This window comes from Streptomyces sp. NPDC030840 (assembly GCF_055572015.1).
Genome location: NZ_JBVIEE010000003.1, coordinates 654,653 through 677,703, shown reverse-complemented (window position 1 = coordinate 677,703; position 23,051 = coordinate 654,653). Strand labels below are relative to the sequence as shown.

Annotated in this window: 17 protein-coding genes and 1 pseudogene; 9 read left to right on the top strand and 9 right to left on the bottom strand. The window is 70.1% G+C overall.

What is annotated here, in order from left to right; genetic code table 11:
• Positions 1-91: 91 nt before the first annotated feature.
• Both ACZ49J_RS10335 and ACZ49J_RS10330 read right to left on the bottom strand, forming a co-directional pair.
• Positions 92-250 (bottom strand): annotated as a pseudogene (locus ACZ49J_RS10335) (GNAT family N-acetyltransferase); the annotation flags it as partial.
• A 368-nt stretch (positions 251-618) separates the two neighbouring features.
• A complete protein-coding gene (locus ACZ49J_RS10330; RefSeq protein WP_467447220.1) occupies positions 619-2,094 on the bottom strand; it encodes an AAA family ATPase in 1,476 nt (491 codons plus the stop codon).
• A 228-nt stretch (positions 2,095-2,322) separates the two neighbouring features.
• On the opposite strand from ACZ49J_RS10330, the gene ACZ49J_RS10325 reads away from it, so the two are divergent.
• Genes ACZ49J_RS10325 through ACZ49J_RS10315 form a run of 3 tightly spaced genes read left to right on the top strand, consistent with a single transcriptional unit; the run spans position 2,323 to position 5,674 of the window.
• Positions 2,323-3,867 carry a circularly permuted type 2 ATP-grasp protein gene (locus tag ACZ49J_RS10325; RefSeq protein ID WP_467447175.1) on the top strand — a complete coding sequence of 515 codons (1,545 nt, stop codon included), beginning with the start codon at positions 2,323-2,325 and terminating at the stop codon, positions 3,865-3,867.
• On the top strand, positions 3,864-4,802 hold the full coding sequence (locus ACZ49J_RS10320) for an alpha-E domain-containing protein (RefSeq protein WP_467447174.1): 939 nt from the start codon (positions 3,864-3,866) through the stop codon (positions 4,800-4,802). The genes ACZ49J_RS10325 and ACZ49J_RS10320 overlap by 4 nt, the downstream gene beginning before the upstream one ends.
• On the top strand, positions 4,799-5,674 hold the full coding sequence (locus ACZ49J_RS10315; RefSeq protein ID WP_467447173.1) for a transglutaminase family protein: 876 nt from the start codon (positions 4,799-4,801) through the stop codon (positions 5,672-5,674). The genes ACZ49J_RS10320 and ACZ49J_RS10315 overlap by 4 nt, the downstream gene beginning before the upstream one ends.
• Before the next feature lie 291 nt (positions 5,675-5,965).
• Here the strand turns inward: ACZ49J_RS10315 and ACZ49J_RS10310 are convergent, their stop codons facing one another.
• The 3 genes from ACZ49J_RS10310 to ACZ49J_RS10300 form a co-directional block, all read right to left on the bottom strand.
• Complete coding sequence (locus ACZ49J_RS10310) at positions 5,966-7,111, bottom strand: sugar ABC transporter substrate-binding protein (protein ID WP_467447171.1); 1,146 nt, start codon at positions 7,109-7,111, stop codon at positions 5,966-5,968.
• Positions 7,112-7,374: 263 nt separating this feature from the next.
• Positions 7,375-7,872: a hypothetical protein gene (locus tag ACZ49J_RS10305; RefSeq protein WP_467447169.1), complete on the bottom strand. Its 498-nt coding sequence runs from the start codon at positions 7,870-7,872 to the stop codon at positions 7,375-7,377.
• A 98-nt stretch (positions 7,873-7,970) separates the two neighbouring features.
• The gene (locus ACZ49J_RS10300) at positions 7,971-8,636 is read right to left on the bottom strand and encodes a Uma2 family endonuclease (protein ID WP_467447168.1); all 666 of its coding nucleotides are present in this window, start codon (positions 8,634-8,636) and stop codon (positions 7,971-7,973) included.
• A 270-nt stretch (positions 8,637-8,906) separates the two neighbouring features.
• Between ACZ49J_RS10300 and ACZ49J_RS10295 the strand changes: the two genes are divergently transcribed.
• A complete protein-coding gene (locus tag ACZ49J_RS10295) occupies positions 8,907-10,865 on the top strand; it encodes a PA14 domain-containing protein (RefSeq protein ID WP_467447166.1) in 1,959 nt (652 codons plus the stop codon).
• Positions 10,866-10,933: 68 nt separating this feature from the next.
• On the opposite strand, the gene ACZ49J_RS10290 is transcribed toward ACZ49J_RS10295, so the two are convergent.
• From ACZ49J_RS10290 to dnaK, 4 genes are read right to left on the bottom strand one after another with little or no spacing between them, the layout of a single operon-like run.
• A complete protein-coding gene (locus ACZ49J_RS10290; protein ID WP_467447165.1) occupies positions 10,934-11,386 on the bottom strand; it encodes a heat shock protein transcriptional repressor HspR in 453 nt (150 codons plus the stop codon).
• A gap of 5 nt (positions 11,387-11,391) precedes the next feature.
• On the bottom strand, positions 11,392-12,573 hold the full coding sequence (gene dnaJ, locus ACZ49J_RS10285; protein ID WP_467447163.1) for a molecular chaperone DnaJ: 1,182 nt from the start codon (positions 12,571-12,573) through the stop codon (positions 11,392-11,394).
• A gap of 33 nt (positions 12,574-12,606) precedes the next feature.
• Entirely contained in the window at positions 12,607-13,287 is a 681-nt protein-coding gene (grpE, locus tag ACZ49J_RS10280) for a nucleotide exchange factor GrpE (RefSeq protein WP_467447162.1), read from the bottom strand.
• Positions 13,284-15,134 (bottom strand): molecular chaperone DnaK, encoded by a 1,851-nt coding sequence (gene dnaK, locus ACZ49J_RS10275; protein WP_467447160.1) that lies wholly within the window; start codon positions 15,132-15,134, stop codon positions 13,284-13,286. The genes grpE and dnaK overlap by 4 nt, the downstream gene beginning before the upstream one ends.
• Before the next feature lie 413 nt (positions 15,135-15,547).
• Here dnaK and ACZ49J_RS10270 point away from each other — a divergent pair, with 413 nt between their 5' ends.
• The 5 genes from ACZ49J_RS10270 (at position 15,548) to ACZ49J_RS10250 (ending at position 23,050) form a co-directional block, all read left to right on the top strand.
• A complete protein-coding gene (locus tag ACZ49J_RS10270) occupies positions 15,548-17,833 on the top strand; it encodes a (Fe-S)-binding protein (protein WP_467447158.1) in 2,286 nt (761 codons plus the stop codon).
• A 119-nt stretch (positions 17,834-17,952) separates the two neighbouring features.
• Positions 17,953-19,278, top strand: coding sequence for a lanthionine synthetase LanC family protein (locus ACZ49J_RS10265; RefSeq protein ID WP_467447156.1), 1,326 nt, complete (start codon positions 17,953-17,955; stop codon positions 19,276-19,278).
• A gap of 394 nt (positions 19,279-19,672) precedes the next feature.
• Positions 19,673-21,151: an FG-GAP and VCBS repeat-containing protein gene (locus ACZ49J_RS10260; protein WP_467447154.1), complete on the top strand. Its 1,479-nt coding sequence runs from the start codon at positions 19,673-19,675 to the stop codon at positions 21,149-21,151.
• Positions 21,152-21,234: 83 nt separating this feature from the next.
• Positions 21,235-22,557: an FG-GAP repeat domain-containing protein gene (locus tag ACZ49J_RS10255; protein ID WP_467447153.1), complete on the top strand. Its 1,323-nt coding sequence runs from the start codon at positions 21,235-21,237 to the stop codon at positions 22,555-22,557.
• A gap of 91 nt (positions 22,558-22,648) precedes the next feature.
• Positions 22,649-23,050 (top strand): hypothetical protein, encoded by a 402-nt coding sequence (locus ACZ49J_RS10250; RefSeq protein WP_467447152.1) that lies wholly within the window; start codon positions 22,649-22,651, stop codon positions 23,048-23,050.
• Position 23,051: the final 1 nt, after the last annotated feature.

The window sequence follows — 23,051 nt, the reverse complement described above, 5'->3', positions numbered from 1 at the left end:
CCTCGGACAACGTGATCGCCACAGCAGAAGGCCCGGGATGCGACATGACAACAGGGTAGTAACTAATCCTCAGGATTTCTGGCGCAGCACACTAGCGGCCGGCCGTCGGCGTGGTTGTCGGGTGCCACTCGCGGCGGAGAAGCCCGAAGACCCAGGAGTCGGAGACGTCACCGTTGACGACGCAGTCCTCGCGGAGGGTGCCTTCGCGGACGAAGCCGAGCTTCTCCAAGACCCGGGCGGACGCCACGTTGCTGTGGCCGGCTTCCAGCAGCGCGTGGACCGTGGCGTGCCTGGCTCGGACGCGGTTGGCGAACCACTCGCTCCGCCATGGAGAGTCCGCCTTCTCCTCGGGCGGCGCCGGTTCGTCGCCTTCGCCTCGCAATTGGGGACCAGGACGCGAAGGCACTGGCGGTGGCGGGCGACAGCCCGCTCGGTGGCCTCCCCGAGGTTGTGCCACCTGGTCGTCGCCAGTGCAGCGCGTTCGCCGCCTCGTGGAGGTTCCGGGATCGTCGGCGAGTCCTTCCTACGTCCCCGCGAGTGGCGCGAGAGTCCCAGCGACACGCCGCAGGCACGGCGTGTCGCTGAGACTGTGCGGCCATGCGGCACAGGTGCTCCGGCTCACTCGCCTCCGTACAACCGGTCGAGGTCGATCAGCTCGACAGACGGATCGGCGGCAGCCACAGCGCGGAGGTCGTCGGTGAAGCCGGCGCCGCTTAAGCACAGCAGGCGGGCACCCGAGGCGTCCGGGCCTGAGCGCTTGCGCAATAGCTCGTGGATGCGGCGAAGCCGGTCGAGGTGACCTGCGCCCATGGTCTCGTTCCACTTGGCCTCGCCGATGGCCAACAGGACCTCCCGGCCGTCGTCCGCACGTCCGAAGACCGCCAGGTCGACCTCGTGGCTGGTCCTGGCCACAGGGTCCGCGACCGTGCCGGACTCGACGCGGGTTCGCTGTCCGCCCAGGGTGTCGGCGGAGGCGTACCAGCGGGCCCACGTGCGGCAGATCTGCTCGAAGTGTGGGCCCACCACCTTGCTGCGGAAGGTGGCCTGGGACCGCTTCCAGACGGCCGTCGCCTGTCCCGGCCGCTCCAGATCGCTCCACTCCGGGCGCATGACGGCGTAGTGGAACGTGAGGATGGGCTCGGCGATCCGGTAGGCGGAACGCTTGCCGTGGAAGGCGTCCGGATCACGCGTGATCAGGCCGGTGTCCTCCAGGACGGTCAGCGCGTGGCCGAGGTCGGTGGACTTGCGTTCCAGGAAGCTCGCGATGCCGCCCCGGGTGTGGTTGCCCTGGGCGATGGCTGCGAGGACGCCGTGGTAGAGCGCGGTGTCGCGCAGGTCCGGCTCCTCGGCGAGGAGGAAGCGTGCCTCACGGAAGAGGGGGCGACCCGGGTTGAGGACGTTGCGCAGTATCCAGGGACCGAAGTCGTCGAGGTCGGCGGGGGTGTCACCGAGCACGAACTCACGACCGTAGGCGGGGGTGCCGCCCACCACGGAGTTGAGTACGAGAGCCAGGCGGGGGTCCTCGACGCCCCAGAACCGGGCGGCAGCCCGGTAGTCGAGCGTCGGCACGACCAGCTCCAGGCTCGCCCGGCCGCGCAGCGGCGCCGTACCGGAGAGCAGGTTGCCCATGAAGGACAGCGCCGATCCGCACAGCAGCAGCCGGACGGGCCCGCCCTCCCGGCGGCCCTGCGGTCCGAGTGCGCGCTGGAGCAGGGACGGCAGCTCGGGCGAGGCCTTGACCAGGAACGGGAACTCGTCGAGTACGACGGTCACTGGACCCGTGTCGGGCGTCGCGAGCCGCATCATCGCCTCGACGGCCTCGTCCCAGTGCGCGAACCGGTAGGGCGTCCGCCGCCCTTCGAAGCGGGCCATCGCCGCGCCGAACTGCCGTAGCGATTCGGCTTCGGTGGCCTCACTGGCCGCGAAGAAGAACCCGCCGGTCGCCCGGCACACCCCGTCCAGCAGGAAGGTCTTGCCCTGCCGCCGCCGCCCGGACACCACTCCCAAGGTGGCTTCGGGCCCTTGGTACCCCGCGTACCGCACGAGTTCCGCCCACTCGAAGTCGCGGTCGAACATGGTCTCGGGTTTGTGCATCACGGGGCCTGGCCTCCGGGCGTGGCGGGTCATCGCGGCTCCCGCGGGGTGTGCGGGGTTGTCCTGCTGGCGCGGGTCAGTAAGGAGTGAGGCTATTATAGACGTACCTATCATTGCTCCCCAGCAAGGCCGCGCCCCGGCAGCCGGCCCCGCCCCACGATCACCCCCGTCAACTGGCCGAAATCAATCGGTGATCAGTCTGTTACGTACCCCACCTACCGTCAGCCCATGGCGGACATTTTTGACGCGTACGCGTTGGCCGACGCGTGGGACGAGATGTTTGAGCGGCCGGGTGAGGTCAGGACCGCCTATGAGCCGGTGCTGGCGGCGCTTGAGCCCATCGAGCCGGGTGAACTGAGGTTCAAGGCCGACCAGATGGCCCGGGCCTTCACGGACCGGGGCGTGACGTACGCCTTCGCGGGCGAGGAGCGGCCCTGGCCGCTGGACCTGGTGCCGCGCATCCTCGACGCGCTGGAGTGGGATCTCATACGGCGCGGCGTGGCGCAACGGGTCAGGGCTCTGGAGGCGTATCTCGGCGACGCCTACGGGCCCGGCCGGGCGTTCGAGGACGGAGTCGTGCCGTGGCGGCTGCTCCTCAACTCCCCCCACTTCCACAGACCCGCGCACGGCGTCGAGCCGCCGGGCGGCGTGCGCATCCACGTCGCCGGGATCGATCTGGTGCGGGACGAGGCCGGGGACTTCCGGGTGCTGGAGGACAACGTCCGGGTGCCGTCCGGCGTTTCGTACGTCATCGAGAACCGGCGCGCGATGACCCGTATCTTCCCCTCGCTCTTCGCCGAGCAGCACGTGCTGCCGGTGGACGGGTACGCGCAGAAACTGCTGGCCGCGCTGCGGGCGTCCGCGCCCGAGGGGATCGGGGACCCCAGGGTCGTGGTCCTCACTCCCGGGCCCAGCAACGCCGCCTACTTCGAACACGCCCTGCTGGCCCGGCTGATGGGCGTGCAGCTGGTCGAGGGGCATGACCTGGTGTGCCGCGGGAACCGCGTGTGGATGCGTACGACGCGCGGCGAGATGCCCGTCCACGTCGTATACCGGCGGCTGGACGACGACTTCCTCGATCCGCTGCACTTCCGGCCGGACTCCGTGATCGGCTGCCCGGGGATCATGAGTGCGGCCATGGCCGGGAACGTGACCCTCGCCAACGCCGTCGGAAACGGAATCGCCGACGACAAGCTGCTCTACACGTACGTACCCGATCTGATCCGGTACTACCTCGGTGAGGAACCGATTCTTCCGAATGTCGAGTCCTACCGGCCGGAAGAACCCGGGCAGTTGGAGGCCGTGCTCGACCAGATCGACCAGCTCGTCATCAAGCCCGTCGACGGGGCCGGCGGGCAGGGCATCGTCATCGGGCCCAAGGCGGACCGGGAGACGCTGGAGCGTACGCGCGCGGCCGTCGCCGCCGATCCGCGCGGGTGGATCGCGCAGCGGCCGGTGGCCCTCTCCACCTCCCCCACCCTCGCCGGTGAGCGCATGGCGCCGCGCCACATCGACCTGCGTCCGTTCGCCGTCAACGACGGGAGCGAGGTGTGGGTGCTGCCCGGCGGCCTGACACGCGTCGCCCTGCAGGAGGGCAACCTCATCGTCAACTCCAGTCAGGGCGGCGGGTCGAAGGACACCTGGGTGCTGGCCGAGGGGCCCGCCGAGCAGCAGTTTCCCGCCGTGGGCGGTCCGCTGCCGGAGAAGGCCCCGCGCCAGCTCGGGCCCGACGGCACCCGTTCCGTCGTACAGGAAGGGGCACAGCAGCAGTGAACGACGTGATCCTCTCCCGCATCGCCGAAGCGCTGACCTGGACGGGACGGTACGTCGAGCGCGCCGACGCCACCGGGCGCATCCTCGACGCGTACCTTCACCGGCTCCTCGAAGACCCGTGGCGCGACGAGGACGCGGCCTGCCGGTCGCTGTACGCGATCCTCGGCGTCGACGCGGGGTCCGGCCCCTGCGACATGCAGCAGGTGCTGGACCAGCTGGCCTTCGACGCCCGTTCGACGGGCTCGATCGAGGGTGCGCTGGGTGCCGCCCGGCTGAACGCCCGCAGCGCCCGCGAGGCCGTCTCGTCCGAGATGTGGGAGTGCCTGAACTCCACCTGGCACGCCCTCGCCGACCAGCGCAGGGCGTCACGCCGGACGGGCCCGTACGCCTATCTGGAGCTGGTCCGCAGGCGGGCTGCCCTGTTCTTCGGGCTGGCCGACTCCACGATGAGCCGGGACGACAGCTGGCGCTTCGTCGTGCTGGGCCGGAGCCTGGAGCGCGTCGACATGACCGTACGGCTGCTGTCGGTGCGCGTGCTGGACGCGGCGCACGCGCCCGACTGGCCGACGCTGCTGAGCGCGAGCGGGGCGGACGAGGCGTACGCGCGCGTGTACGGCGGCTTCGGCGACAGCCCGAAGGTGGCCGAGTTCCTGCTGCTCGACCGGGACTTCCCGCGCTCGGCGCTGCACGCGCTGACCACGGCCGAGGAGTGCCTGGCGGCCCTGGGGCGCCCCCGCCAGGACCCGGCACGGCGCCCGATCGGAGCGATGCGCACCCATCTGGAGTACCTCGACTCACGGTCCCTGGAGGGCGGGCTGCCCGCTCTGCTGCGGGATCTTCAGGGTGCCTGCATGGCGTCCGCCGACGCGGTGGCGGAGAAGTTCTTCCCGTACCAGGGGCCCGTCGAGTGGGCCCAGGAAGGAGCGCGACGATGACCCCCGCGAGCACGAAGGGGGCGCCGCGGGCCACCCGCCGCCTGCGCATCCGTCACGTCACCCGCGTCGCGTACGCCCAGCCGGCGTCCTCCTCGCACAACGAGGTCCGTATGACACCGCTGACCCTGCCCGGTCAGACGACCCTGGACGCCCGGGTCCTGGTGAACCCCTCGACCCCCACCTGGTCCTACTGGGACTACTGGGGCACCCAGGTCACCGGCTTCGACCTGATGGAACCCCACGCCGATCTGACGATCACGGCGTCGAGCCTGGTGGAGACGTCCCTGCCGGAACCGCTGCCGCAGGCGCCCACCTGGCAGGACGTGGCGAGGGCGACGGAGGGCACCCGTCTGCTGGAGTACGCCGGCGCGACGGGCCGCACGGCGGTCACGGACACCCTGGTCGAACAGGCGCGCGAGACGACGGCCGGACTGGACCCGCACGAGACCGCCGCCGCAGTCTCGTCCCTGGTCGCCGACCGTGTCTCCTACGTCCCCGGCTCCACCGGCGTCACCACCAGCGCGACCGAGGCGTGGGAGCTGGGCGCGGGTGTGTGCCAGGACATCGCCCACCTCACCCTGGGCCTGCTGCGGGGCCTCGGCCTGCCCGCCCGCTACGTGTCCGGCTACCTCCACCCCGAGCGCGAGGCGGAGCTCCACCGTCCCGTCGCCGGCCAGAGCCACGCCTGGGTCGAGTACTGGGCGGGCGACTGGACGGGCTACGACCCCACGAACCGGACTCGCGCCGACGAGTCCCACGTCGTGGTGGGCCGGGGCCGGGACTACGACGACGTGACCCCGCACAAGGGTGTCTACCGGGGCGTGCCGGGCGGGCCGCCGGAGGTGACGGTGGAGTTCACGCGGGTGGCGTGAGGCGGGGGGGCGCTCCCGCCGCCCCTACCCGTCCCATCCCCCAGGGGCTCCGCCCCTTCGACCCCGCCGGGGCTCCGCCCCGGACCCCGTTCGGGAACCGGCCCCCGGACCCCCGCTCCTCGAACTCCCCCAGCTACCGCTGGGAGGTGCCCCCAAGGGGCTGATCTTCAGCCCGTCCGGCGTCTGAGGACGAGGCCGAAGGCCGACAGCGGGGGTCGAAGGGGCGCAGCCCCCCGGGGATGGGGCGGGGTGGGGCGGCGGGGGCGAAAACCCACCCGCCTCCCCACCCCGCTACTTCAGCAGCCCGATCTCCTGGCAGTCCGCCCGGTACTTGGCCGTGCAGATCTGCTTGATGGTGTAGGCGCCGTCCTTGACGACCGTGTCCTCGATGTTCTCCCTGGTCAGGTCGACCACGGGGACCAGCTGGGAGGGCACGTTCTCGGTGGTCGGGGAGTCGACACTGTCGCGGGTGAGGGCGTCGAACTCGATCGAGCGGCCCTGGACCCTGGCGACGGCCATCTCGGCGACGGCGTTCGCCTCCTGCGGGTACGACTTGTACACGCTCATGTACTGGTCGCCGGAGACGATCCGCTGCACCGCGGCGAGTTCGGCGTCCTGCCCGGTGACGGGCGGCACCTTGGAGACACCGGCGGTCTTCAGCGCGTCGATGACGGCGCCCGCGATGCCGTCGTTGGCCGCGTAGACACCGGCGATGTTGTCGAGGCCGACGGACCGGATCGCCTTCTCCATGTTGGCCTTGGCGTTCTTCGGGTCCCAGTCCTTGGTGTCGTACTCCGCGGCGATCGTCACCGCGTCCTGGAGTTCGGACATGGCGCCGGCCTTGAACTGTGCGGCGTTCGGGTCCGTGGTCGCGCCGTTCATCATGACGATCTTGTTGGCGACGGAGTCGCCCAGTTTGCCGACGAGGGCGCGGCCCTGCACCTGGCCCACGAGCTCGTTGTCGAACGAGATGTACGCGTCGATCGGCCCCTGCGCCAGCCGGTCGTACGCGATGACGGGGATTCCCGCGTCCTTGGCGCTCTTGACGCCGCTCGCGATGGCCTTGGAGTCGACGGCGTCCACGATCAGGATGTCGACCTTCTCCGCCACCATCTGAGCGAGCTGGCGGTTCTGCGCCTTCGCGCTCCCCTCGGCGTTGGCGTACTGGACCGTCCCCTTGTTGCTGGTCAGCTCCGCGACCCTGCGCTTGATGATGGGGTAGTCGAACTGCTCGTAACGCGCGTTCTCCTTCTCCGGCAGGAGCAGTCCCACCGTGATGTCGTCACCCTTCGTGGGGCTCGCCTGGCTCTCGTCGCCGGCGCCGCCCACGACGCCGCAGGAGGCCAGCGAGAGGGCCGCGGCGCACGCGGCCACGGCGACGACCGTGCGACGCGGGGCGATACGACCTATTCGAGTACGGGTGTTACGAGTGTTCACATCACGTGCCTTCCGGGCGTGGACGCAGCATTGCGCACCAGATGGCTGAAAGCCAACGCGGTGTTCATCTCAGCGTCAAGGAGTGACCACTTAACGAGATGACAACAGCGCTCTGTGTTCTCGGTGTGAAGAGAGTAAAGGCTGTGTGACGCGGGAAGAAGTTAAGTTTGCCACTTCGAGGGCCACCCGAGGGGTATCCCTGTCCACTTCACAAGCGGAGCCAGGCGTTTCATCCGGGTGGGCCGGTGTTGTCCGGACTCGTCTCAGGCCTCCATCCAGCGGCGCAGGAGCGCCTCCCGCTCCTCCCGCCCGGGCGTGCCCTCGGCGGCGTGCGCGCGGCCCCACTCCAGCAGCGCCGACACGTTCGCGATGCCCGTCACCAACCGCTGGAGCAGGGTGACCGACAGGTCGTACTCGGTCTCGGTGTACCCGTGCATGGCGGCGCTGTAGGTGTCCAGCTCGGTGGTTCCGTCCTCGTCCTCGACGTGGACCTCGAAGGCGGGCGGCATGTCACCGCCGCCCGCCGCGACGTCCAGCACCGTGTTCACCACAGCGCCCACCACCCACCGCGACCCGGAACGCACCGGCGCGCAGTGCACGGTGACGGACCGCACGTCGGACCACGCCCACCTGCCCTCCTGATCGGTGCCGAGCGCCTCCACCCCGTCGGGGGTCAGCCGCACACTCCGCCCGCACCCGTCGGGCTCGGCCCCGATGTGCACGGACGTCTCCGTGATCCAGAACAGTCCGACCATGGCCATGGGTGCCTCCCGGGGTGTGCGGCGTACTGGTAACGCCTGTGGAGACACATTTCAGGGCCGGACGGTTCAGCCCGGCCGCGGCTTCGGCTGCTTCTCGGCTACTTCTCGGCCCTGAGAGGTCCCGTGATCGCCTCGTTGATGACGAAGCCCTTGGCGGGGCCTTCGGGGATGACGACTTCGGTGCCGTAGGGGGCGCGGTGGATGTCCCCCCAGTCGGCAGCGTCAGGGCGAGGTCCGGTGAAGAGGGTGACGGCTCCCTGGCCGTCGTAGTCGTCGATGATCACGTAGACCGGGATGTCGGCGCGGGCGTACTCGCGGCGCTTGCGGACACGGTCGCGGTCCTGGTTGCGCTTGCCGGGGGAGACGACCTCGACGACCATCGAGACTGCGGAAGCCTTGATCCCGAGGCCGTCTTCCTCCTCGATCAGCTCCGTGTCCCGAGGAGCCACGAGCCCGTCCGGAATCCATGCACTCCGTGTGTGGATCACGTTCGTGCCATTCCAGGCGCTGTGATCGCTGTCCTTCAGGAAGATCGCCAAAGCGTCCCGGAGGCGGTTGACGATCTGGGCATGTGCAAAGCGACCGGTGGGCGACACCTCGATGAACCCCTCGATGATCTCAGCGCGGTAGCCATCGGGGACTTCCATGGTCTTCCATGCCTGCCACAGGGCCTCGTCCAGTTCGGGGCCGTTCTCGGCCGGCGACACTGATTCGGTCCTGATCTCAGGCATGGTCCTGGGCCCCTCGTGCGCAAGAGCGGTCATGGCGGCACCTCCTCGTCAAGTGTGGGCTGGGCGTGCTCACGGCACAAGCAACGCCGCTACGGTCGGCGGCCGTTCGGCCTCACCTGCGAAAACGCCGTCGGTTCACTCGAACTGGTGGTGGATGGCGGATCGGGGCCCCGAAGGCAACTACTGCCTCCACAGGGCCGCCCCACCTACCCCGAGTAACACAACCAGACACCTTCCTCGCCGGTCGTGATCGTCGGCGCCGGCCCTACCCTGGGCTGACAGACGATCAGGACCGAGGAGCCCATGGATTCGGCCAAAGCCACGACCGGCACCGTCGCCGGCGCAGTCTTACTCGCCACCGCGAGCACCCTGCTCGCCGTCGCCGCTCCGGCATCAGCCGCCGTGAGTTGCACGTCCCCCGTCTACAAGCGGGAGTTCTTCGGGAACACCACCTTCTCCGGTACGCCGGCGAAGACCGACTGCGACAGCGCGATCGACCAGAACTGGGGTACGGGGGCGCCGGCCTCCGGCCTCCCCTCGAACAACTTCGGTGTCCGCTGGACCGTCACCCGCGACTTCGGCTCCGGCGGGCCCTTCGCCCTGCCCATCGAGGTCCGCGACGGCATACGCGTGTACCTGGACGGTGAGCGCAAGGTCAGCATCTGGGACAACGTCTCCACCACCCAGAAGAAGACCCCCCACATCACCATCCCCTCCGGCAGACACACCCTCCGCGTCGACTTCGTCAACTGGACCGGCGCCGCGAACGTCAAGTTCGACTACCAGCCCCGCACCTCCCCCGACGTCGACAACGTCAAGCCGCTGGTCCCCACGGGAACCGCGGTCACGTACGACGCAGGGAGCGGCCAGGCGAAGGTGACCTGGTCCAGGAACAAGGAGATGGACCTCGCCGGGTACCGGGTCTACCGGCGTCTGAAGGGCACCTCCTTCGGGAGCAGTCCCCTCGCCACGACGACCGGCACCTCGTACACCGACGCCACCCTGCCCAGGACCGGCGAGACGTACTACTACGAGGTCCGCGCCTACGACAAGGCCGGCAACGAGTCCACCGGCACCGCCGACCAGCCCGTCACCACCGTCGACACGACGGCGCCCGGCGCCCCGCAGGGCCTCACGGCGACCTCCACCAAGGCTGCCAACTCCCTCTCGTGGCAGGCCACTCCCGGAGCGGCCTCGTACGAGGTGTACCGCGCGGCGGACGCCGGCGGCACGTACGAGCGCATCGGGACGGTCACCTCTCCCTCGTACACCGACGCGACGGCGGCGGCCGACGTGCCGTTCGCGTACAAGGTGCGGGCACTGGACTCGGCCGGGAACGCGTCGGCGTACTCGGCGGTCGTGTGGGCGACCCGGGACACCGTCGCGCCGCTCCCGCCGCAGAACCTCACGGTCGCCTCGCAGGACGAGGGCGGGGTGACGCTGACCTGGCAGAGCGGCGGGTCGGACGCGACGAAGTACGTCGTCCACCGGGCCGAGTCGCAGTACGACGAGCTGGTCAGGCTGGGCGAGACGTCCACCCTGACGTACCGGGACACGACCGGCGAGGCGGGTCTCCCGTACCGGTACTACGTGACGGCCGTGGACGCGGCCGGGAACGAGTCCCGGCGGGTCATGACCACCGCGACGAGGCCGGTAGGCCCGAGCAGCGCGCCGAGGGCCCCGACGTGGAGTTTCGCCGGCGTCGTGGACGACCGGCTCATGCTGGAGTGGAACCAGGGCGGGGAGGTCCCGGTCGCCGAGTACACCGTCTACCGCTCCCGCACCACTCCCGTGGACACGACCGACCCGGCGAACTCCTTCGGCACGGTCTCGGGGAAGCGGCTGGAGACTCCGGTGGCCGACGACGAGAAGGACTACTACTACGCGCTGGTCGCCAAGTCCCCGAACGGTGTCCGCTCGGCCCCCTCGTCCTCGGTCCTGCCGTCGGTGAGCGAGGCACCGCCGCCGTACCCGCCCCAGGTGGACGAGGTGTTCGCCGGGAACAGTTACGCCCGGCTGACCTGGCTGACCCCACCGACCGGCCCGGGCCAGGCCGACATCCTCGGTTACCGCGTGTACCGCTCGACGAGCCCCGGTGTCACCAAGGACAACTCCGTGGTGAGCCCCCTCGTCCGTGACCTCGAGTACACCGACCTCGGCCTGGCCAACGGCACGACGTACTACTACGCCGTCGCCACGGTCGACGTGCAGGGCCTGGAGGGACCCCTGTCCGCGGAGGTCTCGGTGACACCGCACCCGTAGGAGAAGGAGCGCATGTGAAAGGGGCCCGGAGGATGCTCCGGGCCCCTTTCATGTCGGTCGGCGAGACCTCAGTCCGAGGACTGCTGCCTCTTCGGCCTCCACACCACCAGCGCGCTCGTCTGCTGGACCTCCTGGTACGGGACCAGGTCGCGGCGGTACGAGGCGTGCACCGCGGCCTCGCGCTGACGCATGGTCGCCGCCGCGCCGTCCAGGGCCGTCTGCAGCTCCGCGACACGTGCCTGGAGCGCGGCGACCTGGTTCTCCAGTTCGATGATGCGCTTGATGCCGGCGAGGTTGATGCCCTCGTCCTGCGACAGCTGCTGCACCTGGCGGAGCAGCTCGATGTCGCGGGCCGAGTAGCGCCGGCCGCGGCCGGCCGTGCGGTCGGGCGAGACCAGGCCCAGGCGGTCGTACTGGCGCAGGGTCTGCGGGTGCAGGCCGGAGAGCTGGGCCGCCACCGAGATGACGTAGACCGGGGTCTCCTCGGTCAGTTCATACGGATTCCGTCGACGGCCGTCCATCACTCTCATGCTCCCTTCGCGGCCTGGAACAGCTCCGCCCGCGGGTCCTCGCCCGCGGTCGCCTCGCGATACGCCTCAAGTGCGTCACGAGCCTTCCCCGATACGTCCTTCGGGACACTCACCTCGACGGTGACCAGCAGGTCCCCGCGGGTGCCGTCCTTGCGGACCGCGCCCTTGCCCCGGGCGCGCATGGTACGCCCGTTGGGCGTGCCCGGAGGCAGTTTCAGGGTGACCGGAGGTCCGCCCAGCGTGGGGACGCGGATCTCGCCGCCCAGCGCCGCCTCGGGATACGTCACCGGCACCGTCACCGTCAGGTTGTCGCCCTTGCGGCCGAACACCGGGTGAGCGTCGACGTGCACCGTGACGTACAGGTCGCCGGCCGGGCCGCCCCGCTCGCCGGGCGCGCCCTTGCCGCGCAGCCGGATGCGCTGGCCGTCCGTGACACCGGCCGGGATGCGCACCTGCATCGTCCGGGACGACTTCGCCCGGCCGCTGCCCTGGCACTCCATGCAGGGGTGCTCGGCGATGAGGCCGCGCCCCTTGCAGTCCGGGCAGGGGTCCGTGAGCGAGAAGCCGCCGCCGGAGCCCCGCGCCACCTGGCCGGTGCCCACGCAGGTCGGGCACACTCGCGGTGTGCCGTTCTTGTCGCCGGTGCCTGAGCAGGCCTTGCAGGGCGACTGCGAGGTCATGCGCAGCGGGACGGTCGCGCCGTCCACCGCCTCCATGAAGCTGAGGGTGACCTCGGTGTCGATGTCCTGGCCGCGCCTGGGCTGCGTCCGCGTGCCCGTACCCGCGCCGCCGCGGTTGAACAGCCCCCCGAAGACGTCACCGAGTCCGCCGCCGAAGCCGCCCGCTCCCTGTCCGCCCTGGGCGCCGCCTCCGAAGAGGTCGCCCAGGTCGAAGTTGAACGAGCCGCCGCCCGCGCCCGGGCCCGGGCGGAAGCCGCCGTTGCCGAAGAGGGCGCGCGCGTCGTCGTACTCCTTGCGCTTCTTGGGGTCACCGAGGACGTCGTTCGCCTCGGAGATCTCCTTGAAACGCTCCTCCGCCTTGGCGTTGCCCTTGTTGGCGTCCGGGTGGTACTCGCGGGCGAGCTTCCGGTACGCCTTCTTGATCTCGGCCTCGGTGGCGTCCTTGGGGACGCCGAGGACCTTGTAGTAGTCCTTCTCGATGAAGTCCTTGGTGCTCATCCTCGACGCCCCTCCTTCCTCGTCGGTTCAAGCTCAGCCCTCGTCCGGGCCACCGCTCTCCTTGTCGTCGGCGGCGGAGGTCGTCTCCGCCTCGTCGGACTTGACGGTCTGGGCACCGGGCTGCGGTTCGGCCACGGCCACCCGCGCGGGGCGGATGGTGCGCTCGCCGAAGCGATACCCGGGCTGCAGAATCGCCACGCACGTCGTCTCGGTGACGTCCGGCGCGTAACTGTGCATCAGGGCTTCGTGGATCGTCGGGTCGAAGGGCTCGCCCTCCTTGCCGAACTGCTGCAGCCCCATCTTCGCCGCGACGGTCTCCAGCGACTCGGCGACGGACTTGAATCCGCCGACGAGTTCGCCGTGGTCCCGCGCGCGGCCGATGTCGTCGAGCACGGGCAGGAGCTCGGTCAGGAGGTTCGCGATGGCGATCTCCTTGACCGTGATCCGGTCGCGCTCGACGCGGCGACGGTAGTTCTGGTACTCGGCCTGCAGCCGCTGGAGGTCCGCGGTGCGCTCGCCGAGCGCGGTACGGACCTGGTCGAGCTGGGCTGTCAGGGCCGCCTGTGCGCCTGCGTCCCCGGTCGGGGCCGCCCCTTCCTGGGGGGCGGCCTTCGACTCGGCGTCGTCGGGGGTCGCGCCGGAGGGGACGTCGGGCTGCTGCGGCGACGCGGCCTGCGGCTGCTGCTCGTCGAAGCCCGGGGTCTCCTCCGTCACGCGGCACCGTCCTTCCGGTCCTCGTCGACGATCTCGGCGTCGACGACGTCGTCGTCAGCCGCCTTGGCACCGGCGTCGGCACCCGGGGCGTCGCCGCCCGCGGCCTGCGCGGCCTGGGCGTCGGCATACAGGGCCTGGCCCAGCTTCTGCGAGACGGCGGCGACCTTCTCGGTGGCCGTGCGGATCTCGGCGGTGTCCTCGCCCTTGAGCGAGGTCTTCAGCTCCTCGACGGCGGCCTCGACCTCGGTCTTGACGTCGCCGGGGACCTTGTCCTCGTTGTCCTTGAGGAACTTCTCCGTCTGGTAGACGAGCTGCTCGCCCTGGTTGCGGGTCTCGGCGGCCTCGCGGCGGCGGTGGTCCTCCTCCGCGTACTGCTCGGCCTCCTGGCGCATGCGGTCGACCTCGTCCTTCGGCAGCGAGGAGCCGCCGGTGACGGTCATCTTCTGCTCCTTGCCCGTGCCGAGGTCCTTCGCGGTCACGTGCATGATGCCGTTGGCGTCGATGTCGAAGGAGACCTCGATCTGCGGCACGCCGCGCGGGGCCGGCGGCAGACCGGTCAGCTCGAACATCCCGAGCTTCTTGTTGTACGCCGCGATCTCGCGCTCGCCCTGGTAGACCTGGATCTGCACGGAGGGCTGGTTGTCCTCGGCGGTGGTGAAGATCTCCGAGCGCTTGGTCGGGATCGTCGTGTTCCGCTCGATGAGCTTGGTCATGATGCCGCCCTTGGTCTCGATACCGAGGGACAGCGGGGTCACGTCGAGGAGCAGGACGTCCTTGACCTCGCCCTTGAGCACACCGGCCTGGAGCGAGGCGCCGATGGCGACGACCTCGTCCGGGTTCACACCCTTGTTGGCCTCCTTGCCGCCGGTCAGCTCCTTGACGAGCTCGGCGACGGCGGGCATACGGGTGGAGCCACCGACGAGAACGACGTGGTCGATCTCGCTCAGCTGGATGCCGGCGTCCTTGATGACGTTGTGGAACGGGGTCTTGCAGCGCTCCAGCAGGTCAGCGGTGAGCTGCTGGAACTGGGCGCGGGTGAGCTTCTCGTCGAGGTGCAGGGGGCCCTCGGCGGAGGCGGTGATGTAGGGCAGGTTGATCGAGGTCTCGGTGGAGCTGGACAGCTCGATCTTGGCCTTCTCGGCAGCCTCGCGCAGACGCTGCAGAGCCATCTTGTCCTTGGCGAGGTCCACGCCGTGACCGGACTTGAACTGCTGGACCAGGTAGTCGACGACGCGCTGGTCCCAGTCGTCACCACCGAGGTGGTTGTCACCGTTGGTGGCCTTCACCTCGACGACGCCGTCACCGATCTCCAGGAGCGACACGTCGAAGGTGCCGCCACCGAGGTCGAAGACGAGGATCGTCTGGTCGTCCTTGTCGAGGCCGTACGCCAGGGCGGCGGCGGTAGGCTCGTTGACGATACGCAGAACATTGAGTCCCGCGATCTCACCGGCCTCCTTGGTGGCCTGCCGCTCGGAGTCGTTGAAGTACGCCGGGACGGTGATCACCGCGTCGGTGACCTTCTCACCCAGGTACGACTCGGCGTCCCGCTTCAGCTTCTGCAGGATGAACGCGGAGATCTGCTGCGGGTTGAAGGGCTTCCCGTCGAGCTCGATCTTCCAGTCGGTGCCCATGTGACGCTTGACCGAGCGGATGGTCCGGTCCACGTTCGTGACCGCCTGGCGCTTGGCGACCTCGCCGACGAGCACCTCACCGTTCTTGGCGAAGGCGACGACGGACGGCGTGGTCCTGGCGCCCTCGGCGTTGGTGATGACGGTGGGCTCGCCGCCCTCCAGAACGCTGACGACGGAGTTAGTCGTGCCCAGGTCGATGCCGACCGCACGTGCCATTTCGATTCCTCCAGCAATGACTTGAGTGGAACGGACTCAAGTGTGCATGACGCCTGCCGGGCGGTCAACAGAGCTGAGTCTGGTCGGCTCAACTCTTATCCATTCCTTACGCGCAGGGCTGCGGTGACCTGCGGGAACGCTACGGGCAAACGTCTGATCGCAGGGGGCGGACGAGGGTCCGAACGGGTGATGGCGCGGCCGCGGCATCGAGAGGGCCCCGTCCGAGGGGGTGAAGGACACCACCCGGACTCAGGCAACCCTCAGCGACGCAGATCACCGCCCCGCTGGCTACAGTGCGGCACTAGAAGTGGGTAGTCTCAGACGGACTGCATAAGTTACCGCTTAGTAATGATCTCCGAGGTTCACGACGCGTCCGCCTCGAAGATCCCCTCGCAGGCCCGAGGAGCCCCCAAATGCAACTCGCCGCGATCATCGTGTCGCTGGTGCTGACCGTGGTCGGCGTTGCGCTGCTCGCACGCGCCATCGGTCAGTTCGTCCGGTACTTCACACTCGGCCAGCCGGTCCCGGCCGGCAGCCGTACCGACAACCCGTACGCGCGCAGTGTGACGCTGGTCAAGGAGTTCCTCGGCCACACGCGGATGAACCGCTGGGGCATCGTCGGCTTCGCCCACTGGTTCGTGGCCGTCGGCTTCCTCACCCTGCCGCCGACCCTGGCGCAGGCGTTCGGCCAGCTCTTCCAGGCCGACTGGACGCTGCCGGTCATCGGCGGGTTCCTGCCGTTCGAGCTCTACATCGAGTTCATCGGCGTGATGACGGTCCTCGGCATCGCCGCGCTCATCGTGATCCGCCTGCTGAGCCTGCCCTCCCGCGCCGGGCGCAAGTCCCGCTTCGCGGGCTCCAAGGCGGGCCAGGCGTACTTCGTCGAGTACGTCATCCTCACCATCGGCCTCGCCATCTACGTCCTGCGCGGACTGGAGGGCGCCCTCCACCACGTGGAGCACTACGAGGCCGCGTACTTCGCCTCGTACCCGCTGGTCCTGGCCTTCAAGGGCCTGGGTGTCAGCACGCTGCAGAACCTGGTCTACTTCGTCGCGATGATCAAGATCGGGACCTCGTTCGTCTGGATGATCGTGGTCTCGCTCAACACCAACATGGGTGTCGCCTGGCACCGCTTCCTCGCCTTCCCGAACATCTGGTTCAAGCGGAACGCGACCGGTGAGACCGCCCTCGGCGCCCTCCAGCCGATGACGTCCGGCGGCAAGCCGATCGACTTCACCGACCCCGGCGAGGACGACGTCTTCGGCGTCTCCCAGGTCGAGCAGTTCTCCTGGAAGGGCCTGCTGGACTTCTCGACGTGTACGGAGTGCGGACGCTGCCAGTCGCAGTGCCCGGCCTGGAACACCGGCAAGCCGCTCTCGCCGAAGCTGCTGATCATGTCCCTCCGGGACCACGCGCACGCCAAGGCCCCGTACCTCCTCGCCGGCGGCGGCAAGACCATGGAGGGCGAGGAGAAGGCGAGCGAGGAGCAGCTGGCCTCCGTGCCCGCCGCGGCGCTCGCCGAGGCCGAGCGGCCCCTGATCGGGACCGTCGAGGAGAACGGCGTCATCGACCCGGACGTGCTGTGGTCCTGCACCACCTGCGGCGCCTGCGTCGAGCAGTGCCCGGTCGACATCGAGCACGTCGACCACATCGTCGACATGCGCCGCTACCAGGTGATGATCGAGAGCGCGTTCCCGTCCGAGGCGGGCACGATGCTGAAGAACCTGGAGAAGAAGGGCAACCCCTGGGGCCTGGCCAAGAAGCAGCGCCTCGAGTGGACCAAGGAGGTCGACTTCGAGGTCCCGGTCGTGGGCAAGGACATCGAGGACCTCACCGAGGTCGACTACCTGTACTGGGTCGGCTGTGCGGGCGCCCTGGAGGACCGGGCCAAGAAGACGACGAAGGCCTTCGCCGAGCTGCTGCACATCGCGGGCGTGAAGTTCGCGATCATGGGCGGCGACGAGAAGTGCACCGGTGACTCGGCACGACGGCTGGGCAACGAGCCGCTGTTCCAGGAGCTCGGCATGGAGAACGTCGCCGCGCTGAACATGGCGTTCGGCGAGGACGACGAGGATGAGTCGACGAAGAAGCCGAAGTCGGCGAAGAAGATCGTCGCCACCTGCCCGCACTGCCTGAACACCCTCGGCAACGAGTACCCGCAGCTCGGCGGCGACTACGAGGTCATCCACCACACCCAGCTGCTCCAGCACCTGGTGGACGAGGGCAAGCTGATCCCCGTCACGCCGGTCGAGGGCATCATCACCTACCACGACCCGTGCTACCTGGGCCGCCACAACAAGATCTACACGCCTCCGCGCGAGATCATCGGCAAGGTCCCGGGCCTGCGCAACGAGGAGATGCACCGCCACAAGGAGCGCGGCTTCTGCTGCGGTGCCGGTGGCGCGCGGATGTGGATGGAGGAGCGGATCGGCAAGCGCATCAACAACGAGCGCGTCGACGAGGCCCTGTCGTTGAACCCCGACATCGTCTCGACCGCCTGCCCCTTCTGCCTCGTCATGCTGACCGACTCCGTCAACGGCAAGAAGAACGACGGCAAGGCCAAGGAGTCCATCCAGGTCGTCGACGTCGCCCAGCTGCTGCTCGACTCCGTCAAGACCCCGGCCCCGGAGGACGACGACGAGCCCCCGGCGGGCTCGGCCGAGAGCGAGAGCGAGCCGGAGCCCGCGCCCGTGAAGTAGCCCGCCCCTGGCGGTTGCCGACGCCCCCTGTCCTCCGCGGACAGGGGGCGTCGGCGTTCCTGCCCGACCGGGCAGGCAACCGGTCCGCGAAGCGACGGCCGAGTTGTAGCGTGTGCCGGATGGTGACGAGTGACGCGTACCGGGAGCTGGGCGAGGCCGCCTGGACATGGGTGCTGGGCCAGGTGCGCGAAGACCGGGGCCCGTGGCTGCCGGAGGTGGTGGCCGAGGGCGGCGAGGGCGCGGTACCGGCGGAGGACCGCGACTCGCTGTACGCGGGAATCGCGGGCCTCGCCCCGGTGCTGGCGGAGATCCGGCAGTACCGGGAACTGAGCGACACCGAGCGGCAGCTGGCGGCGCGCATCGTCACCAGGCTGTCGGCACAGGCGCGAAGCAGAACGGAACCCTCCCTGTACGAGGGCCTGGCGGGCGACGCCACGGCGCTGAAGCTGCTGGACCCGGGCAGCGAATCGATCGCGCTGCGGCGGCTGGCCGACCTGGCGACGCCCGAAGGCTGGAGAACCACCGTCGCCTTCGAGCCGGACTCCGACGCACCCCTCAACGACATCATCATGGGCGCCGCCGGCGTGGTGCTGACGGCGGTCTGGGCGGGCGGCGAGTTCGCGGAGTCGATCGCGACGACGGGCGGTGAGGCCCTGCTGCGGGTGGCCGACCGGACGGAGGCGGGCCTGGACTGGGGAATAGCACCCGGCACACCGTGGAGGGCGCCGAACTACTCGCACGGCACCGCCGGTGTGGCCGCGGCGCTGGCGGTCGCGGGTACGGCGCTGCACCGGGAGGACTTCGTCGAGGCGGCGGTGCGGGGAGCCCGGCACGTCCTGTCGGTGGGCTCGCTGGAGGACGGCGGCTTCATCGTCCCGCACACCATCCCGCCCTCGAAACGCGAGGTGGAACCGGTGACCTACACCTGGTGTCACGGTCCGGCGGGCACCTCGCACCTGTTCGCGGCGCTGGCGCACGCCGGCGTGACCGAGGTGGCGGGCCTCGACGTCGGCGAGCTGAGGCACCGCTGTCTGACCTCGATCCTCACCTCGGGGGTCCCGGAACGCCTGCGCCCCGGCTTCTGGGACAACGACGGCCGCTGCTGCGGAACGGCGGGCGTGGGAGACGTACTCCTGGACGCGGCCCAGGACTGCGGGGCGACAGCGAGGGCGGAAACCCTCGTGCGGGCCGCACGCACGATGGGTGACGCACTGGTGGAGCGGGCCATCACGGACGAGGCGGGCGCCCGCTGGCGCTTCCTGGAACACCGCGAGGACCCACCGGTCCTGCCGCCGGGCACGTCGTGGATGCAGGGAGCGGCGGGCATCGCGGCGTACCTTCTGCGCCTGGGCCGGTTCCTGGAAACCGGTCCGGACGCTCCGGTGGTGGACCGCCCGGACCAGTGGTGGGCGGTGCCGGCGGACCTGCGCGGTACGGGCTCGTGACGCGCGGTACGGCCTGTTGACGCGCGGTACGGCCTCATGACGCGCGGTACGGCTCATGACGCGTACGCACGCATGACGGAACACGCCATCTCCCCGCAGCGGCATGAAGGGGTGGAGGCGACGGCCACCCCGGCCTGCTGATCAGGGCGCCGGGCTACCGCAACGACGACGGCCGGTCGCCTGCCGTTGCCGGGGTGTCCCGCTCCCTGTGACGTGCGGGTTTCCCCGCCTGGAGTTTCTCGCCCCTCCCGTACAACCATCACCCCCTTTCACCTGTCTCTCCTGTGCCGACCGGGAGATGAAGCACGGGACAAAACCTGGTGAACCCTCCTTCACCGGCACCCCATCGAACGACGATGCGCCCCGCATCCCCGCATGCCGCAGGAGACACCGCATGCCGCACCACCTCCGCACCGCTCTCGCGGCAGCCGCCGCGGCCGCCCTCACGGGCGGCCTGCTCGCCGTCGCCGCCCCGACGGCACTCGCCGCCGACCCGACGACCAAGGCGCACGCCGACTTCAACGGCGACGGGTACGGCGACATCGCCGAGTCCGCCGGTTCCTCGACGGTCAACCGCAGGGCCGGCGCGGGCCAGATCGTCGTCCTGTACGGCACGGCCTCGGGCATCTCCGCCACCACGCACCGCCAGACACTCAGCCAGGACAGCACGGGCGTCCCTGGCACCGCGGAGACCAACGACGGCTTCGGCTGGAGCAGCGCCTACGGCGACTTCAACAACGACGGGTACGACGACCTGGTGGTCGGCGCCTACAAGGAGGACGTGTCCGGCGACACGGACGGCGGCACGGTCGCCGTCCTGTGGGGATCGGCCTCCGGTCTCAAGACCGGTGCCACCCTCAACGACCCCGCGCCGTCCTCCCACGACAAGTGGGGCCGCACGCTGGCCGCGGGCGACTACAACGGTGACGGCAAGGACGACCTGGCGGTCGGCTCCACGTCGAGCACCATCCATGTCTTCAAGGGCGGCATCAGCACCTCCGGAACGGCGAGCGGCCGCTACACCGTCAAGCCCCCGATCCAGTCCGGCGGCACCGCAGGCCCGCTGAACCTGACCGCGGGCGACGTCAACGGCGACAAGAAGACCGACCTGGTCGTCGACGGTTTCGACAGCAACGAGACGGCCGGCTGGAACACCAACTACTTCGTGCCCGGCACCTCCTCCGGCCTGAGCGTCGCGGCCGGCCAGAGGCTGAAGCCCGGCATCATCACGGACATCGGCGATGTGAACGGTGACAACTACGGCGACATCGTGACGGGCGTCGAGTGGAACGCCGTGGAGGACGGCCAGGCGATCCCGGAGGCCCACAAGGGCGGGCAGGTCTTCGTCACGTACGGCTCGGTGGACGGCCCCATCGCCACCGAGGAGATCCACCAGGAGTCCGGGAACATCCCCGGTTCCTCCGAGACCGACGACGCCTTCGGAGCGGAGCTGTCGCTCGGTGACATCGACGGCGACGGCGTGTTCGACCTGGCCATCGGAACCCCCGGGGAGGACCTGGACGGCACCACCGACGCAGGAGCGGTCACGGTCCTGTACGGCAGCGAGGAGGGCGGCGGGCTGAGCACCACCGACCGCGTCCAGTACTTCACCCAGAACACGCCGTACGTTCCCAACCAGAACGACAACGGCGACGGCTTCGGCGGCGAGCTCAAGCTGGACGACGTCAACGGCGACGGCAAGGCCGACCTGGTCGTCTCCACGCCCTGGGAGAACGACGGGAACGGCGCCGTGACCTACCTCCCCTCCTCCGGCACGAAGATCATCACCACCGGGGCCAAGGTGCTCTACCCGGGCGGCATCGGCGTGGACACCGCGGGCTACCCCCAGTTCGGCGCCAACGCGGCCAACTGACCACGAGAGCCGCCGCCCTCACGTGACACACACCGGGGTGCCATCACGTGTCGAACATGTGCATCATTACTGAGTAGTTGTCCATGAGACTGCCGAGGTGGATGGTGCACGTGCGAAGTGGTGGACGAGCCGGACTGTGTACGGCGGCCATCGGCAGCGTGCTGCTGCTCGCGGCCTGCGGCACCACCAACGGCGCCGGGGCCACCGAGCACAAGCCCGTGAAGGCCGCGGACGTCCCGGCCCTGGTCCCCGTCCCCGAGGGCCAGGGCAGCGAGCTCGACCGCGACTTCAACGGTGACGGCCGCCGCGACCTGGTGCTGAACGACCTCGTCAAGAAGGAGAGCCATGCCGACGACGCGGGCATCGGGATCATCTACGGGACGGCCACCGGACTGGCGCCCGGCGCACGGCAGTTGATCGAACCGGCCAAGCAGGGAGCCGCCACCAAGGGGCAGGTGCCGTCCGTCTTCGACGCCGAGGAGAGCTGCGACCTCGACAAGGACGGCTTCACCGACCTCGTCGTCTCCACCGACCCTCCCTACGACGGCCAGGGGCAGCCGCCCGTCCCGCTCCAGATCCTCTTCGGCTCCCCGGAAGGCCTGGCGGGCAAGGCGGTCAAGCTCACCGTCCCCGCCGGCGCCCGCGTCGGCAACGACTGGCCCGACCAGCCCGTCTGCGGCGACTTCGACGGCGACGGCGCCGAGGACCTCGTCCTGCACGCCTCGGGCGGCCGGCTCACCTACCTCCGGGGCCCCTTCACCCGCAAGGGCGCCCCGCGCGCGGCCGCGGGCCCGCTCGCCTCCCCGGGCAGCGCGCCCACCGCCCCCGCCGTCGACGTCAACCGTGACGGCTACGACGACCTCCTCGTCCGCGAGGACGGCGACGCCTCACCGTCCAGCGTCGTGTACGGCGGCCCGGCCGGGCCCACCCGCACGGGCTTCGACCTGCCGGAGGGCGCCGACGTGGCCTTCGGCCGCTTCGGCAACGGCGAGGCGGCCCTGGACGCCGCGATCGGCTCCCAGGGCGGCACCGCCCTGCGCTACGACGTGCCGGGGACGTCACGCGCCACGCTCGCCGTCCCCGGCACGGTGCTCGACGCGGGCGACCTCGACGGCGACGGGCTCAGCGAACTGGTCTCCAGCGGTACACGGTTGCGGGTCTTCCAGGGCCGCACGGCCGGTCTGTCGGCCTCCGCCCTCACCACGGTCGAGCCGCCCGCCAGGGGCACCACACGCGTCCTCGCCGTCGCCGACTTCACCGGGGACCGGCGCGCCGACCTGGTCGTACGGACGTACCGCGGCGAGACGAAGGACACCATCGCCGTGTACCCGGGCCTGAAGCGCGGCCCGGTGGCCACGAAACCGCGCCTGACCTTCTCCACCCGGGACTTCCTGAACGCCGGATGACGCTCAGTCCGAGTCCGGGCCCCGGTGCTTCTCCTCCAGTCCGTCCACCGGCTTCCGCACCCCGGCGGGCAGGGGCGCGCCGCCGCGGACCATGAAGGACCGGGGCGTCGGCGCAGGGCGTGGCGGTCGGCGTGCCGGCGAGACCGTCGACGGTGTCGCCGGGACCGGCAGCGTGGCCGTGCTGCGGGCCGGCGGGGGCGTTCTGGGGACGGGGCGCGCCTGGCACCAGGCCACGTCCGGTGTGCCAGGCGCGGCGGAGGCCGACGACGGTTTCGGCTTCTCGCTCCGCTTCAAGGACATCAACAAGAACGGCCGGGCAGACCTTGCCATCGGCGCGAACAGCGAGGACATTGGCACGACGGCGGACGCGGGAGCGGTGTGGGTCCTGCGCGGGACCACCTCCGGACTGACCACGTCCGCCGCGACCTCGTTCAACGGCTCGGACTTCGGCCTCGGGGGCGCGGGCCGGCGGTTCGGCACCGTCCTCCGCTGAC

Bases quoted from the DNA above. Each gene is read 5' to 3' on its own strand.
- ACZ49J_RS10330 (WP_467447220.1), bottom strand. From the start codon at position 2,094: ATGCACAAACCCGAGACCATGTTCGACCGCGACTTCGAGTGGGCGGAA.
- ACZ49J_RS10325 (WP_467447175.1), top strand. From the start codon at position 2,323: ATGGCGGACATTTTTGACGCGTACGCGTTGGCCGACGCGTGGGACGAG.
- ACZ49J_RS10315 (WP_467447173.1), top strand. From the start codon at position 4,799: ATGACCCCCGCGAGCACGAAGGGGGCGCCGCGGGCCACCCGCCGCCTG.
- ACZ49J_RS10305 (WP_467447169.1), bottom strand. From the start codon at position 7,872: ATGGCCATGGTCGGACTGTTCTGGATCACGGAGACGTCCGTGCACATC.
- ACZ49J_RS10300 (WP_467447168.1), bottom strand. From the start codon at position 8,636: ATGACCGCTCTTGCGCACGAGGGGCCCAGGACCATGCCTGAGATCAGG.
- ACZ49J_RS10295 (WP_467447166.1), top strand. From the start codon at position 8,907: ATGGATTCGGCCAAAGCCACGACCGGCACCGTCGCCGGCGCAGTCTTA.
- ACZ49J_RS10290 (WP_467447165.1), bottom strand. From the start codon at position 11,386: ATGGACGGCCGTCGACGGAATCCGTATGAACTGACCGAGGAGACCCCG.
- dnaJ (WP_467447163.1), bottom strand. From the start codon at position 12,573: ATGAGCACCAAGGACTTCATCGAGAAGGACTACTACAAGGTCCTCGGC.
- dnaK (WP_467447160.1), bottom strand. From the start codon at position 15,134: ATGGCACGTGCGGTCGGCATCGACCTGGGCACGACTAACTCCGTCGTC.
- ACZ49J_RS10270 (WP_467447158.1), top strand. From the start codon at position 15,548: ATGCAACTCGCCGCGATCATCGTGTCGCTGGTGCTGACCGTGGTCGGC.
- ACZ49J_RS10265 (WP_467447156.1), top strand. From the start codon at position 17,953: ATGGTGACGAGTGACGCGTACCGGGAGCTGGGCGAGGCCGCCTGGACA.
- ACZ49J_RS10260 (WP_467447154.1), top strand. From the start codon at position 19,673: ATGCCGCACCACCTCCGCACCGCTCTCGCGGCAGCCGCCGCGGCCGCC.
- ACZ49J_RS10255 (WP_467447153.1), top strand. From the start codon at position 21,235: ATGAGACTGCCGAGGTGGATGGTGCACGTGCGAAGTGGTGGACGAGCC.
- ACZ49J_RS10250 (WP_467447152.1), top strand. From the start codon at position 22,649: ATGAAGGACCGGGGCGTCGGCGCAGGGCGTGGCGGTCGGCGTGCCGGC.